The following is a 25992-nucleotide window of genomic DNA, read 5'->3' as shown; positions in this document are numbered from 1 at the left end:
TGAACATAATAATTAACAGCTAAATAGGTGCATCATGTCGGTCCCTCTGCGTGCCGTTCAACTCAACGAAGCAAACGCATTCCTTAAGAAACATCCTGAGGTTTTGTACGTCGACCTTCTGATTGCGGATATGAACGGTGTGGTGCGCGGCAAGCGCATCGAGCGCACCAGTCTTCACAAGGTTTACGAGAAAGGCATCAACCTGCCGGCCTCGCTCTTCGCTCTCGACATCAATGGCTCCACGGTGGAAAGCACCGGCCTGGGCCTGGACATCGGCGACGCCGACCGCATCTGCTACCCGATCCCGGGCACCCTGAGCATCGAGCCGTGGCAGAAGCGCCCAACCGCACAGTTGCTGATGACCATGCACGAGATCGAGGGTGAGCCGTTCTTCGCCGACCCGCGTGAAGTGCTGGCTAACGTGGTGCGCAAATTCGACGAGCTGGGCCTGACCATTTGCGCCGCGTTCGAACTGGAGTTCTACCTGATCGACCAGGACAACGTGAACGGCCGTCCGCAGTCGCCACGGTCGCCGGTCTCCGGCAAGCGCCCGGTGTCGACTCAGGTCTACCTGATCGACGATCTCGACGAATACGTCGACTGCCTCCAGGACATTCTGGAAGGCGCGAAAGAGCAGGGCATTCCGGCTGACGCGATCGTCAAGGAAAGCGCCCCGGCGCAGTTCGAAGTCAACCTGCATCACGTCTCCGACCCGATCAAGGCTTGCGACTACGCGGTGTTGCTCAAGCGTCTAGTGAAGAACATCGCCTATGACCACGAGATGGACACCACCTTCATGGCCAAGCCGTATCCGGGCCAGGCGGGCAACGGTCTGCACGTACATATTTCGATTCTGGACAAAGAAGGCAACAACATCTTCGCCAGCGAGGATCCCGAGCAGAACGCCGCGCTGCGCCACGCGATCGGCGGTGTGCTGGAGACCCTGCCTGCGCAAATGGCGTTCCTGTGCCCGAACGTCAACTCGTACCGCCGCTTCGGCGCGCAGTTCTACGTGCCGAACTCGCCGAGCTGGGGCATCGACAACCGCACCGTTGCGGTACGTGTACCGACCGGTTCGGCGGACGCCGTGCGCATCGAGCACCGCGTGGCCGGCGCCGACGCCAACCCGTACCTGCTGATGGCCTCGGTGCTGGCCGGCATTCACCACGGCCTGACCAACCAGATCGAGCCGGGCGCGCCGGTTGAAGGCAACAGCTACGAGCAGAACGAACAGAGCCTGCCGAACAACCTGCGCGACGCACTGCGCGAGCTGGACGACAGCGAAGTCATGGCCAAGTACATCGACCCGATGTACATCGACGTGTTCGTCGCCTGCAAGGAAAGCGAGCTGGCCGAGTTCGAGAACTCGATCTCCGACCTTGAGTACAACTGGTATCTGCATACGGTGTGATTTGCAGACCAACACCGATCCAATGTGGGAGCGGGCTTGCTCGCGAAAGCGGAGTATCTCGCAATGAAGACGTTGGATGTAACGACGCCTTCGCGAGCAAGCCCGCTCCCACAGGGGATTCGGTTACCCAATTCGATTGACGGGTGTTTGCCCGTCATCCACCCCCTTGTCGAGCCACAACCATGACCACCACACGCAACGACTGGGAACAACGCTTCCAGTCCCTGACCATCGAATCCCGCGCGTTCATCAACGGTGAATATCGCCCGGCGATCAGCGGCGCCACCTTCGAATGCCTGAGCCCCGTCGACGGCCGTTTTCTCGCCTCCGTGGCCAGCACCGATGAAGCCGACGCCAACCTCGCCGTCGAAGTCGCGCGCCAATCGTTCAACTCCGGCGTGTGGGCCAACAAAGCCCCGGCCGAGCGCAAACGCATCCTGATCCGCTTCGCCGATCTGATCCTGCAACACCAGGAAGAACTGGCGCTGCTGGAAACCCTCGACATGGGCAAACCGATCAGCGACTCGATGAGCATCGACATTCCGGCGACCGCCAACGCGATCCGCTGGAGCGCCGAGGCCATCGACAAGATCTACGACGAAGTTGCCGCCACCCCGCACGATCAACTCGGCCTGGTGACCCGCGAGCCATCCGGCGTAGTCGCCGCGATCGTGCCGTGGAACTTCCCGCTGATCATGGCCAGCTGGAAATTCGCCCCGGCGCTGGCGGCGGGTAACTCGTTCATCCTCAAGCCTTCGGAAAAGTCGCCACTGACCGCGATCCGCATCGCCCAGCTCGCGCTGGACGCGGGCATTCCGAAAGGCGTGTTCAACGTCCTGCCAGGCTTCGGCCACACCGTCGGCAAGGCGCTGGCGCTGCACATGGACGTCGACGTGCTGGCCTTCACCGGCTCCACGGCGATTGCCAAACAGCTGATGATTTATGCCGGCCAAAGCAACATGAAACGCGTCTGGCTCGAAGCCGGGGGCAAGAGCCCGAACGTGGTGTTTGCCGACGCCCCGGACTTGCGCGCGGCAGCACAAGCAGCGGCCGGCGCCATTGCCTTCAATCAGGGCGAAGTGTGCACCGCCGGTTCGCGCCTGTTGGTCGAGCGTTCGATCCGCGAGCAATTCATTCCGCTACTGGTGGAAGCGCTGCAAGCGTGGAAACCGGGGCACGCCCTCGACCCGGCGACCACCGTCGGTGCGGTGGTCGATCAGCGTCAACTGGACAACGTGCTGCGCTATATCAGCATCGGCCGCGAGCAGGGCGCCGAGCTGATTGCCGGCGGCCAGCGCACCCTCGAAGAAACCGGTGGCCTCTATGTGCAACCGGCGATCTTCGACGGCGTGACCAACGCCATGACCATCGCCCGCGAAGAAATCTTCGGCCCGGTGCTGTCGCTGATCACCTTCGACACCGTTGAAGAAGCGCTGCACATCGCCAACGACAGCATCTTCGGTCTCGCCGCCGGCGTCTGGACCAGCAACCTGAGCAAGGCGCACACCTTCGCCCGTGGCCTGCGCGCCGGCAGCGTCTGGGTCAACCAGTATGACGGCGGCGACATGACCGCGCCGTTCGGTGGTTTCAAACAGTCGGGCAACGGTCGCGACAAATCGCTGCACGCGTTCGACAAGTACACCGAGCTGAAAGCGACCTGGATCAAGCTCTGATTTTCTAAGCGGTGGTCGCCTTTGATGAGCGACCCTCGGAGAACAATAAAATGAAGCAACAACACGTCAACAGCTACTACGCCGCCACCCGCAACGAAGTCATCGACTTCCCGACCCTTGAAGAGTCGGTCGAGTGCGATGTCTGCATCATTGGCGCCGGCTACACCGGCCTGTCCTCGGCGCTGTTCCTCACCGAGGCCGGCTACAAAGTCACGGTGCTGGAAGCGGCGAAAGTCGGCTACGGCGCCAGTGGCCGCAATGGCGGGCAACTGGTCAACTCCTACAGTCGTGACGTCGATGTGATCGAAGAACGCTACGGCGACAAGACGGCGGAAATCCTCGGCAGCATGATCTTCGAAGGCGCCGACATCATCCGTTCGCGGATCAAGGAATACGACATCCAATGCGACTACCGCCCGGGCGGTATCTTCGCGGCGATGAACAAGAAACAACTCAACGGCCTGGCCGAGCAGAAGCGCAGTTGGGAACGTTACGGCAACAAGAACCTGAAGATGCTCGACGCTGCCGACATTCGTCGCGAAGTCGGCTCCGACGCCTACGTCGGCGGCCTGCTGGACCTGCAGGGCGGTCACGTACATCCGCTGAACCTGGCCCTCGGTGAAGCCGCGGCCATCGTGCGTCTGGGCGGCAAGATCTACGAGCAATCGGCTGCCGTGGAAATCAAATACGGCGAGCCTAACGTGGTGCGCACCGCAAAAGGCCAGGTGCGCGCCAAGTACCTGCTGATCGCCGGCAACGCCTACCTGCCGCAAGGTCTGGACAATCGCGTGACCGCGAAAAGCATGCCCTGCGGCTCGCAGATCGTCGTCACCGAGCCACTGACCGAGAAGCAGGCGCGCAGCCTGATTACCAACAACTACTGTGTCGAAGACTGCAACTACCTGCTGGATTACTACCGTCTCACCGCTGACAACCGTCTGCTCTACGGCGGCGGCGTGGTCTACGGCGCCCGTGAACCGGACGACATCGAACAACTGATCCGCCCGAAGATCCGCAAGACCTTCCCGCAGCTCAAGGACGTGAAAATCGACTACCGCTGGACCGGTAACTTCCTGCTGACCATGTCACGCATGCCGCAATTCGGCCGCATCGAGAAAAACGCCTACTACATGCAGGGCTACAGCGGCCATGGCGTCACCTGCTCGCACCTGGCCGGCAAACTGATCTCGGAAATGATCCGCGGCGACGCCGAACGCTTCGACGCCTTCGCCTCCCTGCCACACATGCCAATGATCGGCGGCCGCACCTTCTCCGCCCCATTGACCGCCCTCGGCGCCGTCTACTACTCGCTGCGCGACCGCTTCGGCATCTAGTTACCTCCCCGGCGGCGGTCCCCAGGACCCCGCCGGTTTTTTACCTGAAACACCAAGGTGACCACTGTAGGAGTGAGCCTGCTCGCGATGGCGCCAGTACAGGCACCATCACTCCCACAGAAACACTGCAAACCCTGTGGGAGTCTGGCTTGCCAGCGATGACTCCCTGACAACCGCCACAAAGCCAACTGACACAAAAGTGATCCAACTGTGGGAGCGAGCCTGCTCGCGAAGAGGCCATATCAACCAACATCGTTGTCGACTGACACACCGCTTTCGCGAGCAGGCTCGCTCCCACAGTGACTGTATTAACAAGGCAAGAAGGACTTTTGCCCCACCGTCCATCGAACCTGCTGAGCAACACCGGCAAACGTGATTTAATAGCCGCCTTTCACGGTTCCGGGACACGGGAGCAACGTGATCCGCGCGCCTTGCGCGGCACCCGCCACCCACCCCCATTACCCTTAAGTACTACTCACATAAGGCTGTCATGGATACGGGTTCTCGACTCAAACTAGTACGCGAAAGCTACAAACTCTCCCAGCGCGAGCTGGCCCGGCGTAGCGGCGTGACCAATGCCACCATCTCCCTGATCGAACAGAATCGCGTCAGTCCTTCCGTCAGCTCCCTGAAAAAGCTGCTCGAAGGCATCCCGATGTCCCTGGCCGACTTCTTCACCTTCGACCAGCCCCCGCGCGAACACCAATACGTGTTCCGCGCCAACGAACAACCCGACCTCGGCCGCCACGGCCTGCGCCTGCTGCTCATTGGCGCCTCGGTGCCGAGCCGTCAGATGCGCTTGCTGCGTGAGCAGTACGCTCCGGGCGCGAGCTCCGGGGAAGAGCCGATCGTGCATGCGGAAGGTGAGGAGTGTGGGCTTGTTACGCGCGGCACTGTTGAGTTGACCGTGGATGGGCAGGTGAGCGTGTTGAATGCGGGGGATGGGTATTATTTTCCGACGACGTTGCCGCACAAGTTCCGGAATATCGGGGCGGATGAGGCGGAGATTATTAGTGCGAATACGCCGGCGAATTTTTGATTTGTTTTACTTTGAAAATTAATTCAATCCGTTGTGCTTGAGCACGTTTGCTGAAAGTGCACCACTGAACTCCAGAGAGCCAGCGGTGCATTTGGAGGCGTATATAGTGATTTTTTGTATGAGCCAATAGCCTCGAAAGCATTTTTTTCTCGTCCAAACTCTAGCGAAGTCTTAATACGATCTGGTAGGCCCTGATCCTAGGCTGTCTTTCGCTGACGTTATTGTCGGGGCTGCCGAGGGAGCAGGTGAAATTCTGTATTTTTCGCGACTGTTATCAAATTCTTGCTCAGTCATGAACTTTCGGCTTTTTTCATCGTAATACCAACCCTCTTTTATTTCCTCCGTGCATGAAACGCTCTCACCTTTGAAATACATAGCCTCAGCCCCTTTCATGAGTCCAATTTTTATTATGCGATGGGCAGAAAACTCGTCGGACTTATTGTAGTAGGCATATAACGCACTCATGGATAATCTCCTGAACGATAAATATTGATCTTGCCGAAAACATAGGTTATCGCAATAGCCGTTTTTTCTAACCTGTCATTACTGACAGGTTTTTAAATGAAAAACTAATAATCCGCCTTTTAATCAGTTATAACACTTCACGTTTACTGACTCGACGGTACCGCTAGCAAAACGGACCATCCGGTTTTGGGGCCGCTTCGCAGGCCCTGCGGGAGCAAGCTCCCTCGCCACATGAAGCGTTTTCCTACGAAGTTTTCAGATATCGAAACTGCGCGAAATGACTGGGCGATAACCATTCGTCCGACACTCCGCACCTTCGCCACACACCTTCTTCCAATGCTGTAACTCCCCACGCAGAGGAAGAGCCACCATGCTGAACCATAAAATCGCGGTGTTTACCCTCGCGGCGTTGCTGTCCGGCAGCTCGCTGTATGCGATCGCGGCCGGCGATATGCCCACCCCAACGGCCAACGACGGCAACAGCCAGACTCGCGACCCGGCGTCCCCTGCCACCCATGCCGATCCGGATGCCAATTCGATGCCTGAAGGTGGTGATGGTGGCAAGAGCGACAATGGGCCGGTGCCTTCTGCCTCCAAGCCCAGCCCTGCAGGTCAATCGTCCGGTAGCAGCAGCGGGGGTAACGGCGGTGGTTAACGGATGTCGCGCACTAAAAAGCCCGGTCTTTAGAGCCGGGCTTTTCTTTGCCTGTCGCAAACACAGATTTCAAACGCTTACTTTGCCTTCCATTGGCCCCCACCATTCTCACAATCAATTTGCGCCTGGGCCAGATGATCCACGTCGTAGTAATACGTGGTCACTTGGGCGTTATCGGGGATGTTCAGCGCCTTGGCGTTTTTGTCTTTGCTGGTGGAGTGCGGGTTGGCCAGGGATTCCTGGGTGATCGTGGCGATACAGATGGCCTGATAGTGGTCGGCACAGTGCTCGACCTTGGTTTTCTTACTGTTGAGCATGTCTTTGCTTTCATTGCTGCACGACCAGTCGATTGAGTTGACGGGCATGCCTTCGTATTCGTAGCAGCTGTGGGTTTCCACGGCGGGAACCGAGGCGCTGGAGGATTGGGTCTGAACGTCGCAGCCCTCGGCCATGACGCAGGTGGGGATGACGGCGAACGTGGCGATTAGAAGCAGGAAGCGAATGTTCATCGGGGTTTCCTCTTCAGGGGCGCCGGGTCTGATCGAAGCTTTTGGCGCTTTATAGTTTCGAGATGGCGTGGAGGAGGGAGGTTCCATCGGGTTTTTGATTTGCTCCTGTGGCGTACACTGCGAAACAATCGGAAACATTAAGCGCCCAAGGATTGGAACATTGCCCATGATCGAAATCGGCAGCCGCAATAACGCGCTCCCCTCGCAACACCCCTTTCACGACATCTATCTGTTTCACATTGACCCTGCAAAGCCAGATTCGCCTTTCTGTTTCGAGCAGTCGATGTCTGGCGGGCACATGGAACACGGCGGTGCGCGGTGGTTGGCGCTGGATGAGCTGGACGCCTGGCCGGGCGAGTGGCGTGAACACCTGAGGAAGGCTGACTGCGCGTGGGTTGCCGAGTTGATCGATGCCCATCCAAATGCCGATCAGTCCACCGTGGTCTCGCTGATCCTTCAACGTCATTCCGGGCCTGCGAAGCCAACCGGACGGCTTGAAGCGATCCGTAACTGGCTCAAACGCAACATCCACGTTGGCGGCCGCTATGGCGTTTAAACCACGGAGACTCGCATGACTCAAACCCTCGAACGCGCTATCGCCATCGCCGCCACCGCCCATGCCGGGCAGGTCGACAAGGGCGGTGCGCCGTACATTCTGCATCCGCTGAAAGTCATGTTGCGCATGAGCACGCTGGAAGAACGCATCGTCGCCGTGCTGCACGATGTGGTCGAGGATTGCGGTATCAGCCTCAATGATTTGCGTAAGGAAGGCTTCAGCGAAGAGGTGCTGACGGCGATTGAGTCGGTGACCAAAGTGCCGGGCGAGTCCTATGAGGATTTCGTCGAGCGCGCGGCGCAGAACCCGATTGGCCGGGTGGTGAAACTGGCGGATCTGGAAGAGAACAGCGACCTGTCGCGGATTGCCTCGCCGAGTTGGGAAGATCTGGAGCGGATCGAGAAATACCGCCGCGCGATCGGGCGCTTGCGCACGTAGAACGAATCCTCCCTGTAGGAGCTGCCGAAGGCTGCGATCTTTTGATCTTGCTTCTGAAAATCAAAGTCAAAAGATCGCAGCCTGCGGCAGCTCCTACAGGAGGGTGGGATACCTCAGGGAAATAGCCAGGAAGGCGAATATGAAATCGATTCTGTGTTTGTTGATCGCTGCCACCGTTGGCGCTGCGTTGCAGGTCAGCGGTGTTCCTCATGGTCTGTTGTTGGGGGCGATCCTCGTCACCGCGTTGGTCACCACGCGAACCGGTTTCGCACCCGCAACCCCTTATGGCCTGGGCTACATCCAGGTCACGTTGGGCATCGCCACCGGGCTGATGTTCGAGGCGTGGGACAGTGCGACGGCTTCGGCGATGTTGCCAAGCCTCGGCGTTCTGCTGATATGCCTGACCGTGCAGATTACCCTCGCCGGATGGTGGCTGACTCGCGGCGCGGGATGGAATCGCACCGATGCGCTACTCGCGGTGTACCCCGGCGCACTGGCGGCGGTGTTCGATTTGCTGGAGTCGGAAAAGGCCTCGAGCAAGGTCATCATCGTGCACCTGATGCGCTTGCTGTTGATCACGGTGCTGGTGAGCTTTTTGATTCCCGGGCAAGCCTCGTTGACAGTGGTTGAAAGCGCTCCGTTGAGCACGGGTATGGCGTTGACCGTATTCGTTCTGATTGGCCTGAGCGTGGTGCTCGGGCGCTTGCTGCTGGTGATCGGCGTGCCTGCGCCATTCATGTTGACGGCGATTCTGCTGACGGCGGTGTTTGTGAAATCGGGATGGCTGCATGGCTTTCACATGCCGGACTGGAGCCTGAATCTAGCGGCGCTGATTCTTGGAGTGCGGATTGGCTCGCGCTTTCAGGGACTCGGTCTTGCGGAATTGGGGCGGCACGGGCGGACGGCGCTGGTGTCGGTCGGCTTGATGATCGTGGTCGCGGCGGCGTTTGCCGAAGTGGCGGCGCGCTGGCTGGGCAGTGATCCGCTATCGCTGTGGCTAGCGTACATGCCGGGGGCGATCGAGACGATTGCGATTGTCGCGTTTGCCGGTGGCCTGAATGTAGTGTTCATCCTCACGCACCACTTGGCGCGGATGGTGCTGCTGCACTTTGCGCCGGCGTTGCTGGTGCAGGTGCGGCGGGCGCGGGAGGAAGTCTGAAGCAAATCCCCCTGTGGCGAGGGAGCTTGCTCCCGCTGGGCTGCGCAGCGGCCCCAAACCCCTATGCCACGGTGTTTCAGGTGTACCAAAATCGCAGGTTTTGCGACGACTGCGTCGCCGAGCGGGAGCAAGCTCCCTCGCCACAAAGGTTCAGTGATCTTTACAAAGTGTGGGCGGCGAACCCTTGCTCACCCGGAGCAATATCATCCTTGAGCGTCAACGCCGGGATCTCGTAATCCCCGGCATTCTGCTGCCGATACGCTATCGGCCGCGTGCTCCACAACTCATCCAGCCGCGTGCCCAGCGACTCGCAGGTCTCGGCAAACCGCGCTTGATCCATGCGACTGGCGCGGTACACCAGGAAGGGCGGCACCACGTCGAAACCGGGGTAGAACAGCACGCCGTGCTGAATCGGAAACAGCAAATCATCAATCGGCCCGTTGATCCCGCGCGGGCTGTAGTGAGAATCCCAGCCTCCTGTGGTGACCAGCAGCATCGCGCGTTTGCCTTTCATCTTGCCTTCGCCGTAGCGCTCGCCCCAGCGCGCATCGGAGTGTTCGCCGACACCGTAGGCAAACCCGTAGGCATACACGCGCTCGACCCAGCCTTTGAGGATCGCCGGCATGGTGAACCACCACAGCGGGAATTGCAGGATCAGCGCGTCGGCCCACAACAGTTTTTCCTGCTCGCGGGCGATGTCGGCGGACTGCCGGCCCTGTTGGTAAGCCAGTTTCGAATCGATCGAGGCGTGGAATGGCCGGCTTTCATCGCGACCGGGCGCGTCATCGGCGTCGATCGTGGTCTTCCAGTTCATCGCATACAGGTCGGAGACCTGCACGGTGTGGCCGGCGGCTTGCAGACGCTGGACGGTGAAGTCCCTGAGCGAGCCGTTGAGCGAAGTAGGTTCGGGGTGGGCGTAGACCAGTAGCACATTCATGTTGCAGCTCCTTGGTTGAATGCAGGCAGGATCAATCCTTGATCGGTATATTGGAAATGAATGTCTGATATGTCAGGTATAGCCATGAATAATTTACGACGTCTGGATATCAACTTGCTCTTGACCCTAGACGTGTTGTTGGCAGAACACAATGTAACCCGCGCCGCAGAGCGCTTGAGCCTGTCGCAGCCGTCGGTGAGCGTGCACCTGGCCAAGCTGCGCGAGATCTTCGGCGACCCGCTGTTGCTGCCCGGGCCACGGGGCATGCGGCCAACCGCGCGGGCCGATGAACTGCGCGAGCCGTTGCGCGAGGCACTGGAAGCACTGGAACGCGCGGTGGCGCCGGCCAGCGCGTTCGATCCGGCGCAGGCCCGCCACATCTGGAAAGTTGCGGCGACGGATTACGGCGAATCGACGGTGGTGCTGCCAGCGCTCAGCGGTTTGCGGACTCAGGCGCCGGGCACGCGGCTGGCGGTGCTCGATCTGGTGCCGGCACAGTTGGCCAGGCAGGCGGAGCAGGGCGTGTTTGACCTGGCGCTGCACATCACCGAAGAGGCGCCGCTGGATCTGCATCAACGGGTGCTTTTCACCGAGCATTACGTGTTGGCCGGTCGCGTCGGGCATCCGGGATTGAAGCGTAAGCCGACTCGCGAACAATTCTGCGCGCTGGAACACGTGATGGTGTCGCGCGAGGGTGGGGGCTTTTTCGGGGTGACCGACAAGGCGCTGGCCGAGGTCGGCCTGGCGCGCAAAGTGGTGCTGTCGGTGCCGCATTTTCTGATGGTGATGTCGGTGCTGGCGAGTACCGATCTGGTGGCGATGCTGCCGTCACGCTTGGTTCGCGACAACCCGGCGTTGCAGGTAGTCGATGCGCCGTTGCCGGTGCCGGGCTACGAAATGGCGATGTTCTGGGGCGAGCGCGCGCATCGCGATCCGGCACACAAATGGTTGCGTGAGCATCTGGCGGCGTCGGTGTGACGGATCAGGCGTGGCCCAACGCAATCGCAAAAGACACCACGATCATGCACGCAAACGCAAAATTGAGATTCATCAGCTGTTCATCCTGAGCCTTTTTAAAGTGAGGCCATTCTGAACAGGCTGAATGCAAAGAAAAAATTCGGCATGTTGATTCCAATGATCGAAACAATTGATACCCGCCGGTTTGTGTTTGCCCAAAGCTTTCGCTAGTCTCGGCAAAACCTGCAACTACAAGCATAAACAGGCAAAACCATGCACGATCATTCGGTCACCGAACTGCCATCCCTGCGCCGGCAGAAAATCCTCCTGATCCTCGAACGCGACGGCAAGGTCATGGCCTCCGAGTTGAGCCAGCACTTCGCCGTGTCCGAAGACACCATTCGCCGCGACCTCTCCGAGCTGGACAACGCCGGGCTGGTGCAGCGCGTGCATGGCGGGGCGCTGCCAAGGCCCAAGGACAGCGGCAAGGATTACTTCACCCGGCTGGAAGAGACCGATGAGGTAAAAGTGCGGCTGGCGCAGTTGGCGGCGCAAAAGGTCGAGGACGGGCAGATTGTGCTGTTCGATTCCGGCTCGACCGCGTTGCAGGTGGCGCGCTCGTTGCGCGCGGATATCCAGATCACTGCGGTGACCGCCGCGCCGATGACAGCGATTGCCTTGTCCGAATACAAGGGGGTGAAAGTGATTCTGGCCGGGGGACAACTGAACCCGCGCACGATGTCGGCCAGTGGGCATGAAGCGGTGCGCATGCTGGCCGGGATCAAGGCGGATCTGGTGTTTACCGGGGTCTGTGCGATTCACCCGGAGGTGGGCATCACCTCGCTGCACTTCGATGAAGTGCCGGTGAAACAGGCGCTGCTCGACAGCGCGGCGCGGGTGATTGCGGTGACCACCGCGGATAAATTGGGCGCGGTGGAGCCGTTTGTGGTGGCTTCGTGTTCGCGCCTGCATACGCTGATTACCGAGCGGCATGTGGCGTCGGGGAGTATCGAGGATTATCGGCGGTTGGGGATTGTGGTGGAGCAGTTGCCTGATTGAGATTTGTAGTGAGGCTGATGGCCTCATCGCGAGCAAGCCCGCTCCCACATTTGGAATGCATTTCAATGGTGGAGCAGTTGCCGGAGTGAGATTTGTGTGAGGCTGATGGCATCATCGCGAGCAGGCTCACTCCTACAGTTGGAACGCGTTTCCCTTGTAGGAGTGAGCCTGCTCGCGATGAGGCCATGTCAGACACATTATTGCTGAATGACACACCGCTATCGCGAGCAGGCTCACTCCTACAGGGGTTAGTGGTGAGGCTTCAGGCTTCGGTCAGATACCAGCGCCAATCCTGTTCACCCACCTCGGCCATGAACTGCCGGTACTCGGCACGCTTCACCGCCAGGTACACCCCGAGAAATTCCTGCCCCAGGGCATCCCGTGCCCACACCGAATTTTCCAGCGCCTGCAGCGACGTCAGCCAATCGGTCGGCAGCAATTCCTTGGCCTGCGCATAGCCGTTGCCCTCGACCGGCGCGCCCGGATCAAGATTTTCACGAATTCCGCGATGGATCCCGGCAAGGATCGCTGCCGCCGCCAGATACGGGTTGGCGTCGGCGCCACAGATGCGGTGTTCGATATGCCGGGTATTGGCCGGACCGCCCGGCACGCGCAGGCTGACGGTGCGGTTGTCGACGCCCCAGGTCGGCGCCAATGGCGCATAGCTGTTGGCCTGGAAGCGGCGGTAGGAGTTGGCGTTGGGGCAGAACAGCAGCAACGTATCGAGCAGCGAGGCGAGCATGCCGCCAATCGCGGTGCGCAGCAGCTGGGTACCGGCCGGGTCTTCGGAAGCAAACAGATTGCGCCCTTCGGCATCGGCGAGGCTGACGTGCATGTGCATGCCGGTACCGGCCAGATCATCGAACGGCTTGGCCATGAACGTCGCCTGCATGCTGTGCTTGTGCGCCACCGCTTTGACCAGACGTTTGTAGCGCACCGCCTGATCCATCGCGAGCAACGCGTCGCAGTGTTCGAGGGTGATTTCCACCTGGCCCGGGGCATATTCGGATATCGCCGTGCGCGCCGGAATGCCGTGCAGTTTGCAGGCGCTGTAGAGGTCGGCGAGGAACGGTTCGATCTGCTCCAGTTCACGCAAACCGTAGACCTGGGTGTGTCGCGGTCGGCCACCGTCGGCGTCCAGCGCCGGTTGCGGACGGCCGTTGTGATCGCGTTTGGCGTCGAGCAAATAGAACTCCAGCTCGCAGGCCATCACCGGGTGATAACCCTCGGCCTTGAGGCCGTCGATCACCTTGATCAACAGATGACGCGGGTCGGCGATGCTCGCCGGCATTCCCTCGGCGGGGTGCATGCTGACCTGCACCGCCGCGGTCGGAATCTGCCGCCATGGCAGGCGCACCAGACTGCCTTCGAGCGGGTAGGCGCGGCAGTCGATGTCGCCGACGTCCCACACCAGCCCCGAGTTTTCCACGTCCTCGCCCTGCACGGTCAGGCCGAGAATGGTGCTGGGCAGCGGGCGACCGCTTTCGTATACAGCGAGCAGTTCTTCGCGGTGCAACAGCTTGCCGCGCGGCACGCCGTTGGCGTCGAGGATGAACAGCTCGATCATGTCGATATCGGGGTTCTGTTCAAGGAACAGGCGTGCGTCTTCGATGGCTGCGAATTTCATGGTCAATCACTCACGATGGCGCCGCACAGGCGCGCAGATTCGGGCCGGACACGACGCGGTAAATAGGCGTGGTGTCCTGGCAGGGATATCAAAAAGAAAAAAGTATTTCGCTAATGTCCGGCAGTCGGAAGTGACACTGAACCTGTGGTGAGGGGATTTATCCCCGACGGCGCGCGTAGCGGGCCAAAAAGATAGGGACTGCTGCGCAGTCCATCGGGGATGAATCCCCTCACCACAATGGATCTTTTCTGACTGATGGAAATCAGCAGGCGATATCCGGCGGGCGTGCGGAGTGACGCAGCTTGGAACGGCGCAGGGCCATGGGGAGATTGACGATGCGATTCATGCGCGGCCCCTGTGACAGAGGGCGCACACAGCGGAGACGTTCAACCTTTCTGGTTGTTGTGGTGACGTGCTCATAACGCGTGTTTCCGTTGGCGGAAAACGTCGGTGGCGGGGCAGGCCCGCCGACCGGTGTGCCCGGATAGTAAGGGGGAATTCGCGGGCGTGTAAACCGCTGATTGCGCCCCTGCATCTTTGGCCGCCGCTCAGCGCAGCAGGTGCAAGCCCAGCCCGGCAAGGGCGCAAACGATCAACACTTCGATCACCCCGCGTTTGAAAATGAACAGCGCCAACGCGGCCAGCAGCGCCAGCCCGATCGAAAACAGATCCGGGTGCCCGGCAAATCCGTTGGGCCAGAACACGTGATAAGCGAAGAAACACGCCAGGTTGAGAATCACCCCGACCACTGCCGCAGTGATCGCGGTCAGCGGTGCAGTGAACTTCAATTCGTTGTGCGTTGATTCCACCAGCGGCCCGCCGGCGAGGATGAACAGAAACGAGGGCAGGAAGGTGAACCAGGTCACCAGCGTCGCCGCCAGTGCACCGGCGGCGAATGCATGTTCCGCGCCGAACGCCGGTTGCACGTAACCGCCGATGAAACCGACAAACGCCACCACCATGATCAACGGCCCGGGCGTGGTTTCGCCGAGGGCGAGGCCGTCGATCATCTGCGTCGGCGTCAGCCAGCCATAGTGTCCGACCGCGCCCTGATAGACGTAGGGCAACACCGCGTAAGCGCCGCCGAAGGTCAGCAATGCGGCCTTGGTGAAGAACCAGCCCATTTGCGTGAAGGTGCCATCCCAGCCGAACAGCGCGGTCAGCAGGCCCATCGGTAAACACCACAGCGCCGCGCCAACCAGCAGCAGACGCCACAGTTTCGGCAGGCTGAATCGCGCATGCTCAGGTGTCGGCGTGTCGTCATCGATCAGCGCCGGGCCGAAGGATTCGGCACTGCTGCGCTGCCCGCCATTGTTGAAGCGCTGTGGCGCCAGGCGTCCGCCAAAATAGCCGAGCAACGCTGCACCGAGGACGATCAGCGGGAACGGCAGATTGAAGGCAAAAATCGCCACGAATGACGCCCCGGCGATCGCCCACAGCCAACTGTTTTTCAGCGCCCGCGAGCCGATACGGTGCGCGGCGTGCAAGACGATCGCGGTCACCGCCGGTTTGATTCCGTAGAAAATTCCGGCCACCACCGGCACGTCACCGAACGCGATGTACAGCCACGACAGCGCAATCAGGATGAACAGCGACGGCAGCACGAACAGCGCCCCGGCGATCACCCCGCCCCAAGTGCGATGCAACAGCCAGCCAATATAGGTCGCCAGTTGCTGGGCCTCGGGGCCGGGCAGCAACATGCAGTAGTTGAGCGCGTGCAGAAAGCGCCGCTCGGAGATCCAGCGCCGGCGCTCGACCAGTTCCTGATGCATGATCGCGATCTGTCCGGCCGGGCCACCGAAACCGATGCAGCCGAGCTTGAGCCAGAAGCGCCAGGCCTGGCGCAGGGTGACGGGAGCGGGTTTGGGCAGGTCTTCAGATGAGGGGTTCAAACGCGGCTCCTGCGGTAGATGCTGTCGGAGCCGCTATCTAATCAGGCTTTTATGAAAAAGTGCTATCGGTAAGCTGAACCTGTGGCGAGGGAGCTTGCTCCCGCCGGGCTGCGAAGCAGTCCCGCTTTTTTGAGGCCGCTTAGCGCCCCAGCGGGACGGTGCGATGATTCGCCAGGCTCCCTCGCAGGATCAGGCATGCGCCAGACTCCAGCGCAGTGCCGCATTCTGATCACTCTCCCGCGCCTCGACCCAGTGCGAACCCTGCGCCGTGCTCTCACGCTTCCAGAATGGTGCACGAGTCTTGAGCACGTCCATGATAAACGCGCAGGCTTCGAACGCCATGTGCCGGTGCTTGCTGCTGACGCCAACAAACACGATCGGCTCGCTGACCGCCAGCGCGCCGACCCGATGCACAATCTCAACCCCCAGCAGCGGCCAGCGCTGGCGCGCTTCGTCGGCGATCTGTTCGAGGGCTTTTTCGGTCATGCCCGGATAGTGCTCGAGAAACAGCTCGTTCACGCTCTGCCCGATGTTCAGATCACGCACATAGCCGATGAAATTCACCACCGCGCCGACCCGTGGATTGCGCGCATGCAGGTCGGCGGTCAACTGGCCGACGTCGAAGCTTTTGTACTGAACGCGAACCGTCATGCTCAGCCCCCGGTGACCGGTGGGAAAAACGCAATCTCGTCGAAGTCCTCGATGGCCGCGCTCGGTTGGCACAGCTCCTGATTCAACGCGCACATCAGGTTGCCGGCGCCGAGCACTTCGCGCCATTCCTCACCACGGGCCATGAGCATCTGCCGCACGTCCTCGATACAGGTCAGATCGTCGCTCAGGGGGATTTTTTCACCGCCCAGATTGAGGCGGTCACGGTAGCTGGCGAAGTAGTTGATCAGGATCATTGCGCGTCCTCCCATTGAAAGTGTCCGGAGCGGCCGCCCTGTTTGCTGAGCAGGCGGATGTCGCCGATGACCATGGCCCGGTCCACGGCTTTGCACATGTCGTAAATGGTCAGCGCCGCGACGCTGGCGGCGGTCAGGGCTTCAAGTTCGACGCCGGTCTGGCCGGTGAGGCGGCAGGTGCTGGTGATCTGCACGCGGTCCGGTTCGCAGGCCTTGAGTTCAACGTGAATCGAGCTGAGCAGCAGCGCGTGGCACAACGGGATCAGTTCGTGGGTGCGCTTGGCCGCCTGGATTCCGGCGATGCGCGCCACGGCGAAGACGTCGCCCTTGGGGTGACCGTTGGCCTGGATCATCTGCAGCGTTTCCGGGCGCATCTGCACCCAGGCTTGCGCCGTGGCTTCGCGGCGAGTCGCGGCTTTGTCGCTGACGTCGACCATGTTGGCGCGGCCCTGATCGTCGAGGTGGGTGAGGGTGTTGCTCATGGCGAAAGCTCCTGGATCGGGCTGTAGATTCGGGGGGCGTTGCGGTGCGGCACATGGATCAGATTGAGCCGATGCTTGAGCGCCCAGCGCACGGTCAACGCGGTGGGGGCGGACAGGCTGACAAGGGTGCCAAGTCGGGCGCGCACGGCTTTGTGGATCAGCTCCAGGCTGCAACGGCTGGTGACCACCACGAAGCCCTGGCGCGCATCGACGTCAGCGATTTGCATCGCGCCGATCAGCTTATCGAGGGCGTTGTGCCGGCCAATGTCTTCGCGGCACAACAGCGCCTCACCGCTGGCATCGAAGTACAGCGCCGCGTGCAGGGCGCCGCTGCTGCGGGCCAGTTGCTGAGCCTGTTCGATGCGTTGGCGGATACCGTCGAAATGCGCGGCCGGCGGCAGGGCGCAGGGTTGCAGAATGTCCAGTTGCGGCAACGCCTGCTCCAGCGCCTCGACGCCACAGATGCCGCAGCCGCTGGTGCCGGCCATCTGCCGACGATGATCTTTCAGCGCCCAGAACGCGCGACTGGATATCTGCACCTCGGCCTGACAGGCCTGATCGAAATGGCTCAGGCGGATGTCGTAGATCTCGTCGACGCTGTCGATGATCGCGTTGCTCAGGCTGAAGCCCCGGATGAAATCTTCAAGGTTGCCGGGCGAGACCATCATCACCGCCTGGCTCAGGCCGTTGAAGGTGATCGCCAGGGCGATCTCCGCGGCCAGGGCGACGTGCGAGAGCGGGGCGTGCGGCAGGTATTCGCGAAACGCCACCTGTGACGGTTGCGGGGCGGGGGCGTTGGGTTCGGTGTTGGATTCGACGTGGCAGAGCATCTTGAAAAGTCCCGAAGCGCTGAAGTGGGTTCAGGCTACGGGGGTGGTGAAAGTGCGTCCAATCGCTTGTTCTGATCTGGTGATTGGGTGGGTCGATCACCGCTGTTATATCCGAAATGTGTATTCGCTGGGCGGTCCTCTTCGCGAGCAAGCCCGCTCCCACAATTGAAATGCATTCAACCTGTGGGAGCGGGCTTGCTCGCGAAGACGGTCTGACAGCCAGCATCAATGTCTGGAGAGATCACTCAAGCAACCGGCAACTCAACCCCGAACAACTTGCGCGCCTCGGCAAAACACTTCTCGGCTATCGCCGAACGCGGCTCGGTCTTGCGCATTACCAGCCCCAGCGGCGCCAGCACGCTGGCATCCGGCAGTTGCATGAACGACAGGTGTTCGATTGGCTCTTCCAGCCCGCTGTCCAGTGGCATGATCGAGCAGCAGAAACCCTGGTGAATCGCCTGCAGCAGTTGATAGGTCGAATCACTTTCCATGATCGGCTGCGGATTCAGCCCGCGACTGCGGAAGCTCAGGTCGATGGATTTGCGGTAATGCATGCCGGTGGTGATCATCCCCAACGGCAGTTCGGCGGCGTCTTCCCAGCTCATTTCCGAGCCTTCGAAATGGTAGTGACGGTTGTCGTAAAGCAGACCGACGCGTGTTTCGCCGATCTCGAAAAAATCGAAATAGTTCGGGTTGACGTGGTCCAGATAACACACGCCCAGATCCAATTGGTTGTTGCCCAAACCGGCGATGATCTCGTCGGAACTCCCCGACGACAGGCTGAATTTCAGCTCCGGATAGGTCCCGGACAAACTCTGAATGTATTTGACCGGGTTGAAATTGCTCAGCGGCACCAGACCCAGGCGCAAGCTACCGACCAGTTGCCCGCGGCAGGCCGCCGCTTCGGCGAACAGGCCGTCATGCGCGGCCAGCAGTGTGCGCGCCCAGGCCAGCACCCGTTCGCCGGCCTGGGTGAAACCCTCGAAGCGCTGACCGCGATTGACCAGCACCAGATCCAGCTCATCTTCCAGATTGCGCAGACGCATCGACAGGGTCGGCTGGGTGATGTGGCAGCGGGCGGCGGCCTGGCCGAAGTGTCGGGTTTCGTCCAGTGCGATCAGGAACTTGAGTTGTTTGATGTCCACGCAGGCACCTGCTCGTTGAGAAATTGGATTGAGTATTGACGCAGATGCGCGCAGCGCACGAAAAACGCGAGGTGTGACGATCTCACCTGCCTGTATCTGCGTCCAATCGGAAGAATTGAAAAGCCTATCGACCAGCTCTATCGCCCATGGTTTCAAAGGCGTTGGCCGAGGTCAACGGCGCCGATAGAGCAGCTCGATAATGTGGTTGGCCAGAGTGATTAGACAGTACTCATAAGTGGCACTTAGGCTGCTTGGCAATCTGATTGACTACTGCCGGAGATTCCCATGAGTGCGAAAGCGGATGCCCTGTTTGTTCCCCTGAACATAGCCGTACTGACCGTCAGCGATACTCGCGATTATGCGAGCGACACGTCGGGCCAATTGCTGGTCAGCCGCTTGCTTGAGGCCGGCCATACCCTGAGCGAGCGCAATCTGCTCAAGGATGACCTGTACAAGATCCGCGCTCAGGTCGCGCACTGGATTGCCGACGACAGCATTCAGGTGGTGCTGATCACCGGCGGCACTGGTTTTACCGGGCGCGACAGCACGCCGGAAGCGGTGGCCTGTCTGCTCGACAAGCAGATCGACGGGTTTGGCGAGTTGTTCCGCGCCATTTCGATTCTCGACATCGGCACCTCGACCGTGCAAAGCCGAGCGCTGGCCGGGCTGTCCAACGGCACGCTGGTGTGCTGCCTGCCGGGTTCGACCGGTGCCTGCCGCACCGCGTGGGAAGGCATCCTCGCCGAGCAACTGGATAACCGCCACCGGCCGTGCAACTTTGTGCCGCACCTCAAATCAGTCGCTGCCTGTGGGCCGCGCGGATGAGCAAGGCAGGGTTGATGCCGGTCGAGGACGCCCTCGACCAATTGCTCGGCATGGCCAATGAGCAACGTCTGGCCGATAGCGAACTGTTGCCGCTCGACGAGGTGCGCGGGCGGGTGTTGGCCAGTGATCTGGTGGCGACACTCGACCTGCCGCCATGGCCGAACAGTGCCATGGACGGATATGCCTTGAACCTGGCCGATCTGCATCGTCAGCCGCTGAAGGTGTCGCAGAAGGTCTACGCCGGCCAGGCGCCGGACGCGCTATTGCCCGGCACCTGCGCACGGATCTTTACCGGCGCACCGTTGCCGCCCGGCGCTACCTGCGTCGAGATGCAGGAGAACGTCGAAGTACTCGAGGACGGCCGCGTACGCTTTTTGCAGCCGCTGAAAGCGGGGCAGAACATTCGCGCGCAGGGTCAGGAAAACCGCGTCGGCGACATCCTGCTGCGTGCCGGCAAACGCCTCGGGCCGTTCGAACTGGCGGTCGCCGCCGGGCAAGGGCTGGCACAGTTGCACGTGGTGCGGCGCCCGCGCGTGGCGCTGCTGTCCACCGGTGACGAACTGGTCGAGCCGGGCCTGCCGCTGCGTCCCGGCAGCATCTACAACAGCAATCGTGTGCTGCTCGGCCACTGGCTGAAGGAACTGGGCTGCGAGGTGATCGACGCCGGGATCCTCCCGGATCGTCCGGCGCAGACGCGGCTCAAGCTTGAGCAACTGCAAGTGGCGGCTGACCTGATCCTGACCACCGGTGGTGTGTCTGCTGGCGATGCCGATTGCCTTGGGCAGGTGCTGCGCGAGGACGGCAAACCGCTGCTGTGGAAGTTGGCGATCAAGCCTGGCAAACCGCTGACCGTGGGCCATTTCGGCACGGTGCCGGTGATTGGCCTGCCGGGCAATCCGACCTCGGCGCTGGTGACCTTCGGCCTGCTGGCGCGGCCGTATCTGCTGCGCATTCAGGGCGTGGAAGAGGTCATGCCGTTGAGCTTCACAGTGAATGCCGGGTTCGCCTGGAACAAGGCTGGCAGCCGTCGAGAGTATCTGCGGGTGCGGCTGGAGGCGGGGCGCGCGGTGTTGTATCCGAACCAGAGTTCCGGCGTTTTGCTCGGAGCGACCTGGGCCGATGGGCTGGTGGAGGTGCCGGAAAACAGCACCCACGGCATTGGCGATCCGCTGCGCTTCATACCCTTCAGCGAACTCTTCTGACCCCGACACAAATCAGAACTGTGGGAGCGAGCCTGCTCGCGAAGGCGGCGTGTCATACAACATCAATGTTGACTGACAGGCACTCTTCGCGAGCAGGCTCGCTCCCACATTTGGATGTGTGATGATCAGCCATTCTGCGGGGTGTACCTGGAACCTGTAGGAGTGAGCCTGCTCGCGATGACGGCGGCACAGTCAACATCTTTACTGACTGGGCGACCGCTATCGCGAGCAGGCTCACTCCTACAGAGGGAGCGAGCTCAGCTCAGCACATAGTCCACCGGCAGCAACATCGGCGGCAGGTCGGTTTCGCCCAGTTCGCTGAGAATGTCACGCTCGATAGTGCGCACCAGCGAGTCGGTCGCCAAATCGTTTTCGTCGCGGCCGAACGGGTCTTCCAGTTCATCGGCAATCGCATCCAGACCAAAGAACGTGTAGCTGACAATCGCCGTGAACAGCGGGGTCAGCCAGCCCAGCGGTTCGGCCATGGCGAACGGCAGCAGGATGCAGAACAGGTAAATCGTGCGGTGCAGCAGCAAGGTGTAGGGGAAGGGCAGCGGGGTGTTCTTGATCCGCTCGCACACCGCTTGTGCCTGAGTCAGGCTGGTCAGGTGATTGGCCAGCAACATGTAGCGCCACTCGCTCAGTTCGCCGCTTTGATGCAGATCCGAACATTGCTGGCCGACCTGCTGCAGAATCCGGCCACTGTAGTCCGGCACCCGCGCATCGTGTTGCGGGGTTATCCACTTGCTGCTGGCCGCCGCTTCGCTTTCCCGGCGCAATCGCGCATTCAGCGCATGAGCAAACCCGCAGAGGTTGAGCAGCAACGGCTTGCGCTGCGCCGATTCGCGGATGACATGGGTTTCGCGAATCACCGAACGGATGTGCACCAGCACATCGCCCCAGGCCTTGCGCGCTTCATACCAGCGGTCGTAGCAGGCGTTGTTGCGAAAATTCATGAAGATCGACAGCGACAGCCCGAGCAGGGTGAACGGCGTGGCGTTGACCTTGGTGAAGTTGCTCGGATGGAGCATTTCAATCAGCACGATGGCAGAAGCCAGCAGGGTGACCATCAGGGTGCGCAGGGCGATACGTTTGGCGATCGAACCCTTGAGGGTGAAGAGGATGGCGAATTGGTTGACCTTGGGTCTGATGATCATGCTGGGCGATCCCGGTTACGCAGGGTGAGGGCGGCTCAGCCGCCGGTCATGTTCATGAAGCGCACGACCTGAACGTCGTCGTTCACTTCGAAATTGTGCCGATACGGCTTGAGTTTCATCGCTTCGATGATGGCCTTCTCCAGCCGCTCTGGTTGCCCCGGATGAGCGCGCAGCACGGCTTTGAGATCCACCGAATGCTCGTTACCCAGACACAGTAGCAGGCGCCCCTCGACAGTCAGCCGCACCCGGTTGCAAGTACCGCAGAAATTGTGGCTGTGCGGCGAGATAAAGCCCAGACGAATGTCCGGCGCCTCGGCCAGCCGCCAGTAGCGCGACGGGCCCTGGGTCGACTCGGCGGAATCGATCAGGGTGTAGCGCTCGGCGATTTTTTCGCGCACCTGGGCGCTGGAGAAAAACGACTCGGCGCGGCTGTGTTCGCTGATGATCCCCAGCGGCATTTCCTCGATGAAGGAGACGTCGAGCTGGCGGTCGATGGCAAAGCTCACCAGATCGTTGATCTCCTGATCGTTGCGCCCCTGCATCACCACCACGTTGAGTTTGGTTCGGATGAAACCGGCCTTGCGCGCCGCATCGATGCCGCTGATCACCTGCGCCAGATCACCGGTGCGGGTCATTTGCTTGAAACGATCCGGGTCGAGGCTGTCGAGGCTGATGTTCAGCCGCTTGACCCCGGCGTCGAACAACGGCGCGGCGAGTTTGCCCAGCTGCGAGCCATTGGTGGTCATGCACAGTTCACGCAGGCCGGGCAGGGCGGCGATCTGCTCGCACAGCTTGACCACGCCCGGACGAATCAGCGGCTCGCCGCCGGTCAGGCGAATCTTGCGCGTGCCCAGCGTCACGAAGCTCTGCGCCAGTTGATAAATCTCCTCCAGCGTCAGCACCTGCTGACGCGGCAGAAATTGCATGTCCTCGGCCATGCAATACACGCAGCGGAAGTCGCAGCGGTCGGTGACCGACATGCGCAGATAGTCGACGCGGCGGTTGTAACCATCGATCAAGACACGCTCTGACATGACAGCCTCGCAGAAGTGGGAAGTCCGCATGGACGGAACCGGTTAGCGCAGATTATGGGCAACTTCAGATCTCGTCCAATCACTGTTTATGACTGCTTGATTGAGCGCGTCGATGATCAATTATTTTCTCTGGAAAGTTACCGCTTTAGTTTCGCAAAGCCCCGTAAATAAAGGGTTTTTCGCCGTGATAGAGGGTTTCGATAATGTGGTCATAAATAGCGATTAGACAATGTTTTGTAACGGTTCATATCCTTGCTCCGGCAACTGAAACGACCACTTTATTGCTGTGCAAAGTCGGCCGTCGCTGTTTAACCAAGATCAGGTTCATGCCTGTGTGCATCGTCATGGAGATGTCCCATGTCACAAGTCGACCGTTACAAACCTTACAAGGGTGCCGCTGCCGGTTGGGGGGCTGTGATCAGCCTGACCAAAAGCTGGCTGGGCAGTGAAAACGCCCTGAAAAACATCCGCGCCATGCTCAAGACCAACCAGAACGGCGGCTTCGACTGCCCGGGCTGTGCCTGGGGTGAAGCACCCGGTGCGAGCATGCTCAAGTTCTGCGAGAACGGCGCCAAAGCGGTGAACTGGGAGGCCACCGGGCGCTTGGTCGATCCGGCGTTCTTCAACAAGTACACGGTATCGAGCCTGGCCGAGCAGAGCGACTACTGGCTGGAATATCAGGGCCGTCTGACCCACCCTATGCGCTACGACGCGCGGATCGACCGTTATGTGGAAACCACCTGGGAAGACGCGTTCGCGCTGATCGCCGAACACCTCAAGGGTCTGAAATCGCCGCACGAGGCCGAGTTCTATACCTCGGGCCGGGCCAGCAACGAAGCGGCGTTTCTCTATCAGTTGTTCGTCCGCGCCTATGGCACCAACAACTTTCCTGACTGCTCGAACATGTGCCACGAAGCCAGTGCGGTGAGCATGGGCGAGACGCTGGGCGTGGGCAAGGGCACCGTGGTCTACGAGGATCTGCATCATGCCGACGCGATTTTCGTCATCGGCCAGAACCCCGGCACCAACCACCCACGCATGCTCGAACCGCTGCGTGAAGCGGTGAAACGCGGCGCGCAGGTGGTGTGCATCAACCCGCTGAAAGAGCGTGGCCTGGAACGTTTCCAGAACCCGCAGAACCCGATCGAGATGCTCAGCAACGGTTGGGAAGCGACCAACACCGCGTACTTCCGCCCGGCCCTGGGTGGCGACATGGCGATGATTCGCGGCATGGTCAAATTCCTTCTGCAGTGGGAACGTGAAGCCCAGACCTGCGGTGGCGAACCGGTGTTCGACCATGCGTTTATCGCCGAGCACACCTCGGGTCTGGACAGTTACCTGGCAGAAGTCGACGCTACGACCTGGGAGCACATCCTCGAGCAGTCCGGCGTGCCGTTGCACGACATCGAACTGGCGGCGCGCATGTATGGCCGCGCCAAGAGCGTGATCATGTGCTGGGCCATGGGCCTGACCCAACACGTGCACTCGGTGCCGACCCTGCAGGAGGTCATCAACCTGCAACTGCTGCGCGGCAACGTTGGCCGTCCGGGTGCCGGTCTGTCGCCGGTGCGTGGTCACAGCAACGTGCAGGGCGACCGCACCATGGGCATCAACGAACTGGCGCCGAAGGAGCTGATGGACGCGCTGGAAAAACGCTTCAACTTCAAAGTGCCGCGCATGCACGGCCACAACACGGTGATGGCGATCGGTGCGATGGAGCGTGGCGAAGCCAAAGTGTTTATCGGTCTGGGCGGCAACTTTGCCCAAGCCACGCCGGACACCCCGCGAACCCACGAAGCGATGCGCAAACTCGACCTGACCGTGCACATTTCGACCAAGCTCAACCGCAGCCATCTGGTCACCGGTCGCGACGCATTGATCCTGCCGTGCCTCGGTCGCACCGACATCGACATCCAGGCCGAAGGCCCGCAAGGCGTGACCGTGGAAGACACCTTCAGCATGGTGCACTTGTCGTTCGGTCAACTGAAGCCGAAGTCGGCGCACTTGAAATCCGAGCCGGCGATCATTGCCGGAATCGCCGCCGCCACGTTGGGCAAACACCCGATCGACTGGGAGTGGGCGGTGGGCGATTACGGACGCATCCGCAACCTGATCGGCGACGTGATTCCGGGCTTCGAAAACTTCAACGAAAAACTGCTGACCCCGGGTGGCTTCCACCTTGGCAACGACGCCTCGGATCGGGTCTGGAACACCGAGTCGGGCAAAGCCCAGTTCACCCCGTGCGTGCTGCCGGAACACCTGATCAGCGAAGGCGTGCGCAACCTGCCGGTCAAGCCGGATCTGATCCTGCAGACCATGCGCTCCCACGACCAGTACAACACCACGCTGTACGGGCTCGACGACCGTTATCGCGGGGTCTATGGCATGCGCGACGTGATCTTCGCCAACGAACAGGATATCCAGCGTCTCGGTTTCGAACCGGGGCAGAAGGTCGATCTGGTGGCGCTGTGGGATGACGAGCGCGAGCGTCGGGTCAGCGGGTTCACCCTGATCGCCTACGACATTCCGCCCGGTCAGGCGGCGGCGTACTACCCGGAAACCAACCCGCTGGTGCCGCTGGAAAGCTATGGCGACCGGACCTACACGCCGACCTCGAAATTCGTCGCGATTCGCCTCGAAGCGGCCAAGGTCAGCAACCTGATCCCGTCATCGCTGGCCTGACCCGCTACTTATAAAAACC

Annotated in this window: 25 protein-coding genes; 13 read left to right on the top strand and 12 right to left on the bottom strand. The window is 60.8% G+C overall.

Annotation, left to right across the window (positions count from 1 at the left end):
- Nucleotides 1-34: 34 nt before the first annotated feature.
- The 4 genes from ACM6I7_RS09165 to ACM6I7_RS09150 all read left to right on the top strand — a co-directional run bounded on the left by ACM6I7_RS09165 (nt 35) and on the right by ACM6I7_RS09150 (nt 5457).
- Nucleotides 35-1411, top strand: a complete 1377-nt coding sequence (locus ACM6I7_RS09165) for a glutamine synthetase family protein (protein ID WP_027611689.1) — start codon at nt 35-37, stop codon at nt 1409-1411.
- Between the two features lie 182 nt (nt 1412-1593).
- Entirely contained in the window at nt 1594-3084 is a 1491-nt protein-coding gene (locus ACM6I7_RS09160) for an aldehyde dehydrogenase (protein ID WP_414888409.1), read from the top strand.
- Nucleotides 3085-3134: 50 nt separating this feature from the next.
- On the top strand, nt 3135-4418 hold the full coding sequence (locus tag ACM6I7_RS09155) for an NAD(P)/FAD-dependent oxidoreductase (protein ID WP_414888408.1): 1284 nt from the start codon (nt 3135-3137) through the stop codon (nt 4416-4418).
- A gap of 490 nt (nt 4419-4908) precedes the next feature.
- The gene (locus ACM6I7_RS09150) at nt 4909-5457 is read left to right on the top strand and encodes a cupin domain-containing protein (RefSeq protein ID WP_003226097.1); all 549 of its coding nucleotides are present in this window, start codon (nt 4909-4911) and stop codon (nt 5455-5457) included.
- Between the two features lie 171 nt (nt 5458-5628).
- On the opposite strand, the gene ACM6I7_RS09145 is transcribed toward ACM6I7_RS09150, so the two are convergent.
- On the bottom strand, nt 5629-5922 hold the full coding sequence (locus ACM6I7_RS09145; RefSeq protein WP_027611692.1) for a hypothetical protein: 294 nt from the start codon (nt 5920-5922) through the stop codon (nt 5629-5631).
- A gap of 370 nt (nt 5923-6292) precedes the next feature.
- On the opposite strand from ACM6I7_RS09145, the gene ACM6I7_RS09140 reads away from it, so the two are divergent.
- Nucleotides 6293-6577 carry a hypothetical protein gene (locus ACM6I7_RS09140; RefSeq protein ID WP_414888407.1) on the top strand — a complete coding sequence of 95 codons (285 nt, stop codon included), beginning with the start codon at nt 6293-6295 and terminating at the stop codon, nt 6575-6577.
- Between the two features lie 77 nt (nt 6578-6654).
- Here the strand turns inward: ACM6I7_RS09140 and ACM6I7_RS09135 are convergent, their stop codons facing one another.
- A complete protein-coding gene (locus ACM6I7_RS09135; RefSeq protein WP_414888406.1) occupies nt 6655-7086 on the bottom strand; it encodes a hypothetical protein in 432 nt (143 codons plus the stop codon).
- Between the two features lie 166 nt (nt 7087-7252).
- On the opposite strand from ACM6I7_RS09135, the gene ACM6I7_RS09130 reads away from it, so the two are divergent.
- The 3 genes from ACM6I7_RS09130 to ACM6I7_RS09120 all read left to right on the top strand — a co-directional run bounded on the left by ACM6I7_RS09130 (nt 7253) and on the right by ACM6I7_RS09120 (nt 9239).
- On the top strand, nt 7253-7642 hold the full coding sequence (locus tag ACM6I7_RS09130; protein ID WP_098964469.1) for a hypothetical protein: 390 nt from the start codon (nt 7253-7255) through the stop codon (nt 7640-7642).
- Nucleotides 7643-7657: 15 nt separating this feature from the next.
- On the top strand, nt 7658-8080 hold the full coding sequence (locus ACM6I7_RS09125) for an HD domain-containing protein (protein WP_414888405.1): 423 nt from the start codon (nt 7658-7660) through the stop codon (nt 8078-8080).
- A gap of 139 nt (nt 8081-8219) precedes the next feature.
- The gene (locus tag ACM6I7_RS09120; RefSeq protein ID WP_414888404.1) at nt 8220-9239 is read left to right on the top strand and encodes an AbrB family transcriptional regulator; all 1020 of its coding nucleotides are present in this window, start codon (nt 8220-8222) and stop codon (nt 9237-9239) included.
- 160 nt (nt 9240-9399) lie between these two features.
- Here the strand turns inward: ACM6I7_RS09120 and ACM6I7_RS09115 are convergent, their stop codons facing one another.
- Complete coding sequence (locus tag ACM6I7_RS09115) at nt 9400-10176, bottom strand: NAD(P)H-dependent oxidoreductase (RefSeq protein ID WP_414888403.1); 777 nt, start codon at nt 10174-10176, stop codon at nt 9400-9402.
- An 84-nt stretch (nt 10177-10260) separates the two neighbouring features.
- Between ACM6I7_RS09115 and ACM6I7_RS09110 the strand changes: the two genes are divergently transcribed.
- Nucleotides 10261-11154, top strand: a complete 894-nt coding sequence (locus ACM6I7_RS09110) for a LysR family transcriptional regulator (RefSeq protein ID WP_171061869.1) — start codon at nt 10261-10263, stop codon at nt 11152-11154.
- Between the two features lie 252 nt (nt 11155-11406).
- On the top strand, nt 11407-12192 hold the full coding sequence (locus ACM6I7_RS09105; RefSeq protein WP_414888402.1) for a DeoR/GlpR family DNA-binding transcription regulator: 786 nt from the start codon (nt 11407-11409) through the stop codon (nt 12190-12192).
- A gap of 262 nt (nt 12193-12454) precedes the next feature.
- Here the strand turns inward: ACM6I7_RS09105 and ACM6I7_RS09100 are convergent, their stop codons facing one another.
- The 7 genes from ACM6I7_RS09100 to ACM6I7_RS09070 form a co-directional block, all read right to left on the bottom strand.
- Nucleotides 12455-13819, bottom strand: a complete 1365-nt coding sequence (locus tag ACM6I7_RS09100; protein WP_414888401.1) for a glutamine synthetase family protein — start codon at nt 13817-13819, stop codon at nt 12455-12457.
- A 548-nt stretch (nt 13820-14367) separates the two neighbouring features.
- Nucleotides 14368-15711, bottom strand: a complete 1344-nt coding sequence (chrA, locus tag ACM6I7_RS09095) for a chromate efflux transporter (protein ID WP_414888400.1) — start codon at nt 15709-15711, stop codon at nt 14368-14370.
- 189 nt (nt 15712-15900) lie between these two features.
- A complete protein-coding gene (gene moaE / locus ACM6I7_RS09090; RefSeq protein WP_115989473.1) occupies nt 15901-16362 on the bottom strand; it encodes a molybdopterin synthase catalytic subunit MoaE in 462 nt (153 codons plus the stop codon).
- Nucleotides 16363-16364: 2 nt separating this feature from the next.
- Nucleotides 16365-16616 carry a MoaD/ThiS family protein gene (locus ACM6I7_RS09085; RefSeq protein WP_095136553.1) on the bottom strand — a complete coding sequence of 84 codons (252 nt, stop codon included), beginning with the start codon at nt 16614-16616 and terminating at the stop codon, nt 16365-16367.
- A complete protein-coding gene (gene moaC, locus ACM6I7_RS09080) occupies nt 16613-17098 on the bottom strand; it encodes a cyclic pyranopterin monophosphate synthase MoaC (protein ID WP_027611706.1) in 486 nt (161 codons plus the stop codon). Before moaC ends, ACM6I7_RS09085 begins: the two co-directional genes overlap by 4 nt.
- Nucleotides 17095-17928, bottom strand: a complete 834-nt coding sequence (gene fdhD, locus ACM6I7_RS09075) for a formate dehydrogenase accessory sulfurtransferase FdhD (RefSeq protein ID WP_414888399.1) — start codon at nt 17926-17928, stop codon at nt 17095-17097. The genes moaC and fdhD overlap by 4 nt, the downstream gene beginning before the upstream one ends.
- Before the next feature lie 245 nt (nt 17929-18173).
- The gene (locus ACM6I7_RS09070) at nt 18174-19073 is read right to left on the bottom strand and encodes a LysR family transcriptional regulator (protein WP_414888398.1); all 900 of its coding nucleotides are present in this window, start codon (nt 19071-19073) and stop codon (nt 18174-18176) included.
- A gap of 285 nt (nt 19074-19358) precedes the next feature.
- Between ACM6I7_RS09070 and moaB the strand changes: the two genes are divergently transcribed.
- Together moaB and glp are read left to right on the top strand one after the other, a co-directional pair.
- Nucleotides 19359-19898: a molybdenum cofactor biosynthesis protein B gene (gene moaB / locus ACM6I7_RS09065; protein ID WP_027611709.1), complete on the top strand. Its 540-nt coding sequence runs from the start codon at nt 19359-19361 to the stop codon at nt 19896-19898.
- Entirely contained in the window at nt 19895-21100 is a 1206-nt protein-coding gene (gene glp, locus ACM6I7_RS09060; RefSeq protein WP_414888397.1) for a gephyrin-like molybdotransferase Glp, read from the top strand. The genes moaB and glp overlap by 4 nt, the downstream gene beginning before the upstream one ends.
- Nucleotides 21101-21357: 257 nt before the next feature.
- Here the strand turns inward: glp and ACM6I7_RS09055 are convergent, their stop codons facing one another.
- Both ACM6I7_RS09055 and moaA read right to left on the bottom strand, forming a co-directional pair.
- Nucleotides 21358-22257 carry a bestrophin family protein gene (locus ACM6I7_RS09055; RefSeq protein WP_027611711.1) on the bottom strand — a complete coding sequence of 300 codons (900 nt, stop codon included), beginning with the start codon at nt 22255-22257 and terminating at the stop codon, nt 21358-21360.
- 35 nt (nt 22258-22292) lie between these two features.
- Nucleotides 22293-23291 carry a GTP 3',8-cyclase MoaA gene (gene moaA, locus ACM6I7_RS09050; protein WP_414888396.1) on the bottom strand — a complete coding sequence of 333 codons (999 nt, stop codon included), beginning with the start codon at nt 23289-23291 and terminating at the stop codon, nt 22293-22295.
- A 357-nt stretch (nt 23292-23648) separates the two neighbouring features.
- Between moaA and ACM6I7_RS09045 the strand changes: the two genes are divergently transcribed.
- On the top strand, nt 23649-25973 hold the full coding sequence (locus ACM6I7_RS09045) for an FdhF/YdeP family oxidoreductase (protein ID WP_414888395.1): 2325 nt from the start codon (nt 23649-23651) through the stop codon (nt 25971-25973).
- The last annotated feature ends 19 nt before the right edge of the window (nt 25974-25992 follow it).

Origin of the sequence: Pseudomonas sp. IT-93MI4 (genome assembly GCF_949767635.1) — a bacterium.
Lineage (GTDB): Bacteria > Pseudomonadota > Gammaproteobacteria > Pseudomonadales > Pseudomonadaceae > Aquipseudomonas > Aquipseudomonas putida_A.
This window is presented reverse-complemented; position numbering and strand designations above follow the sequence as displayed.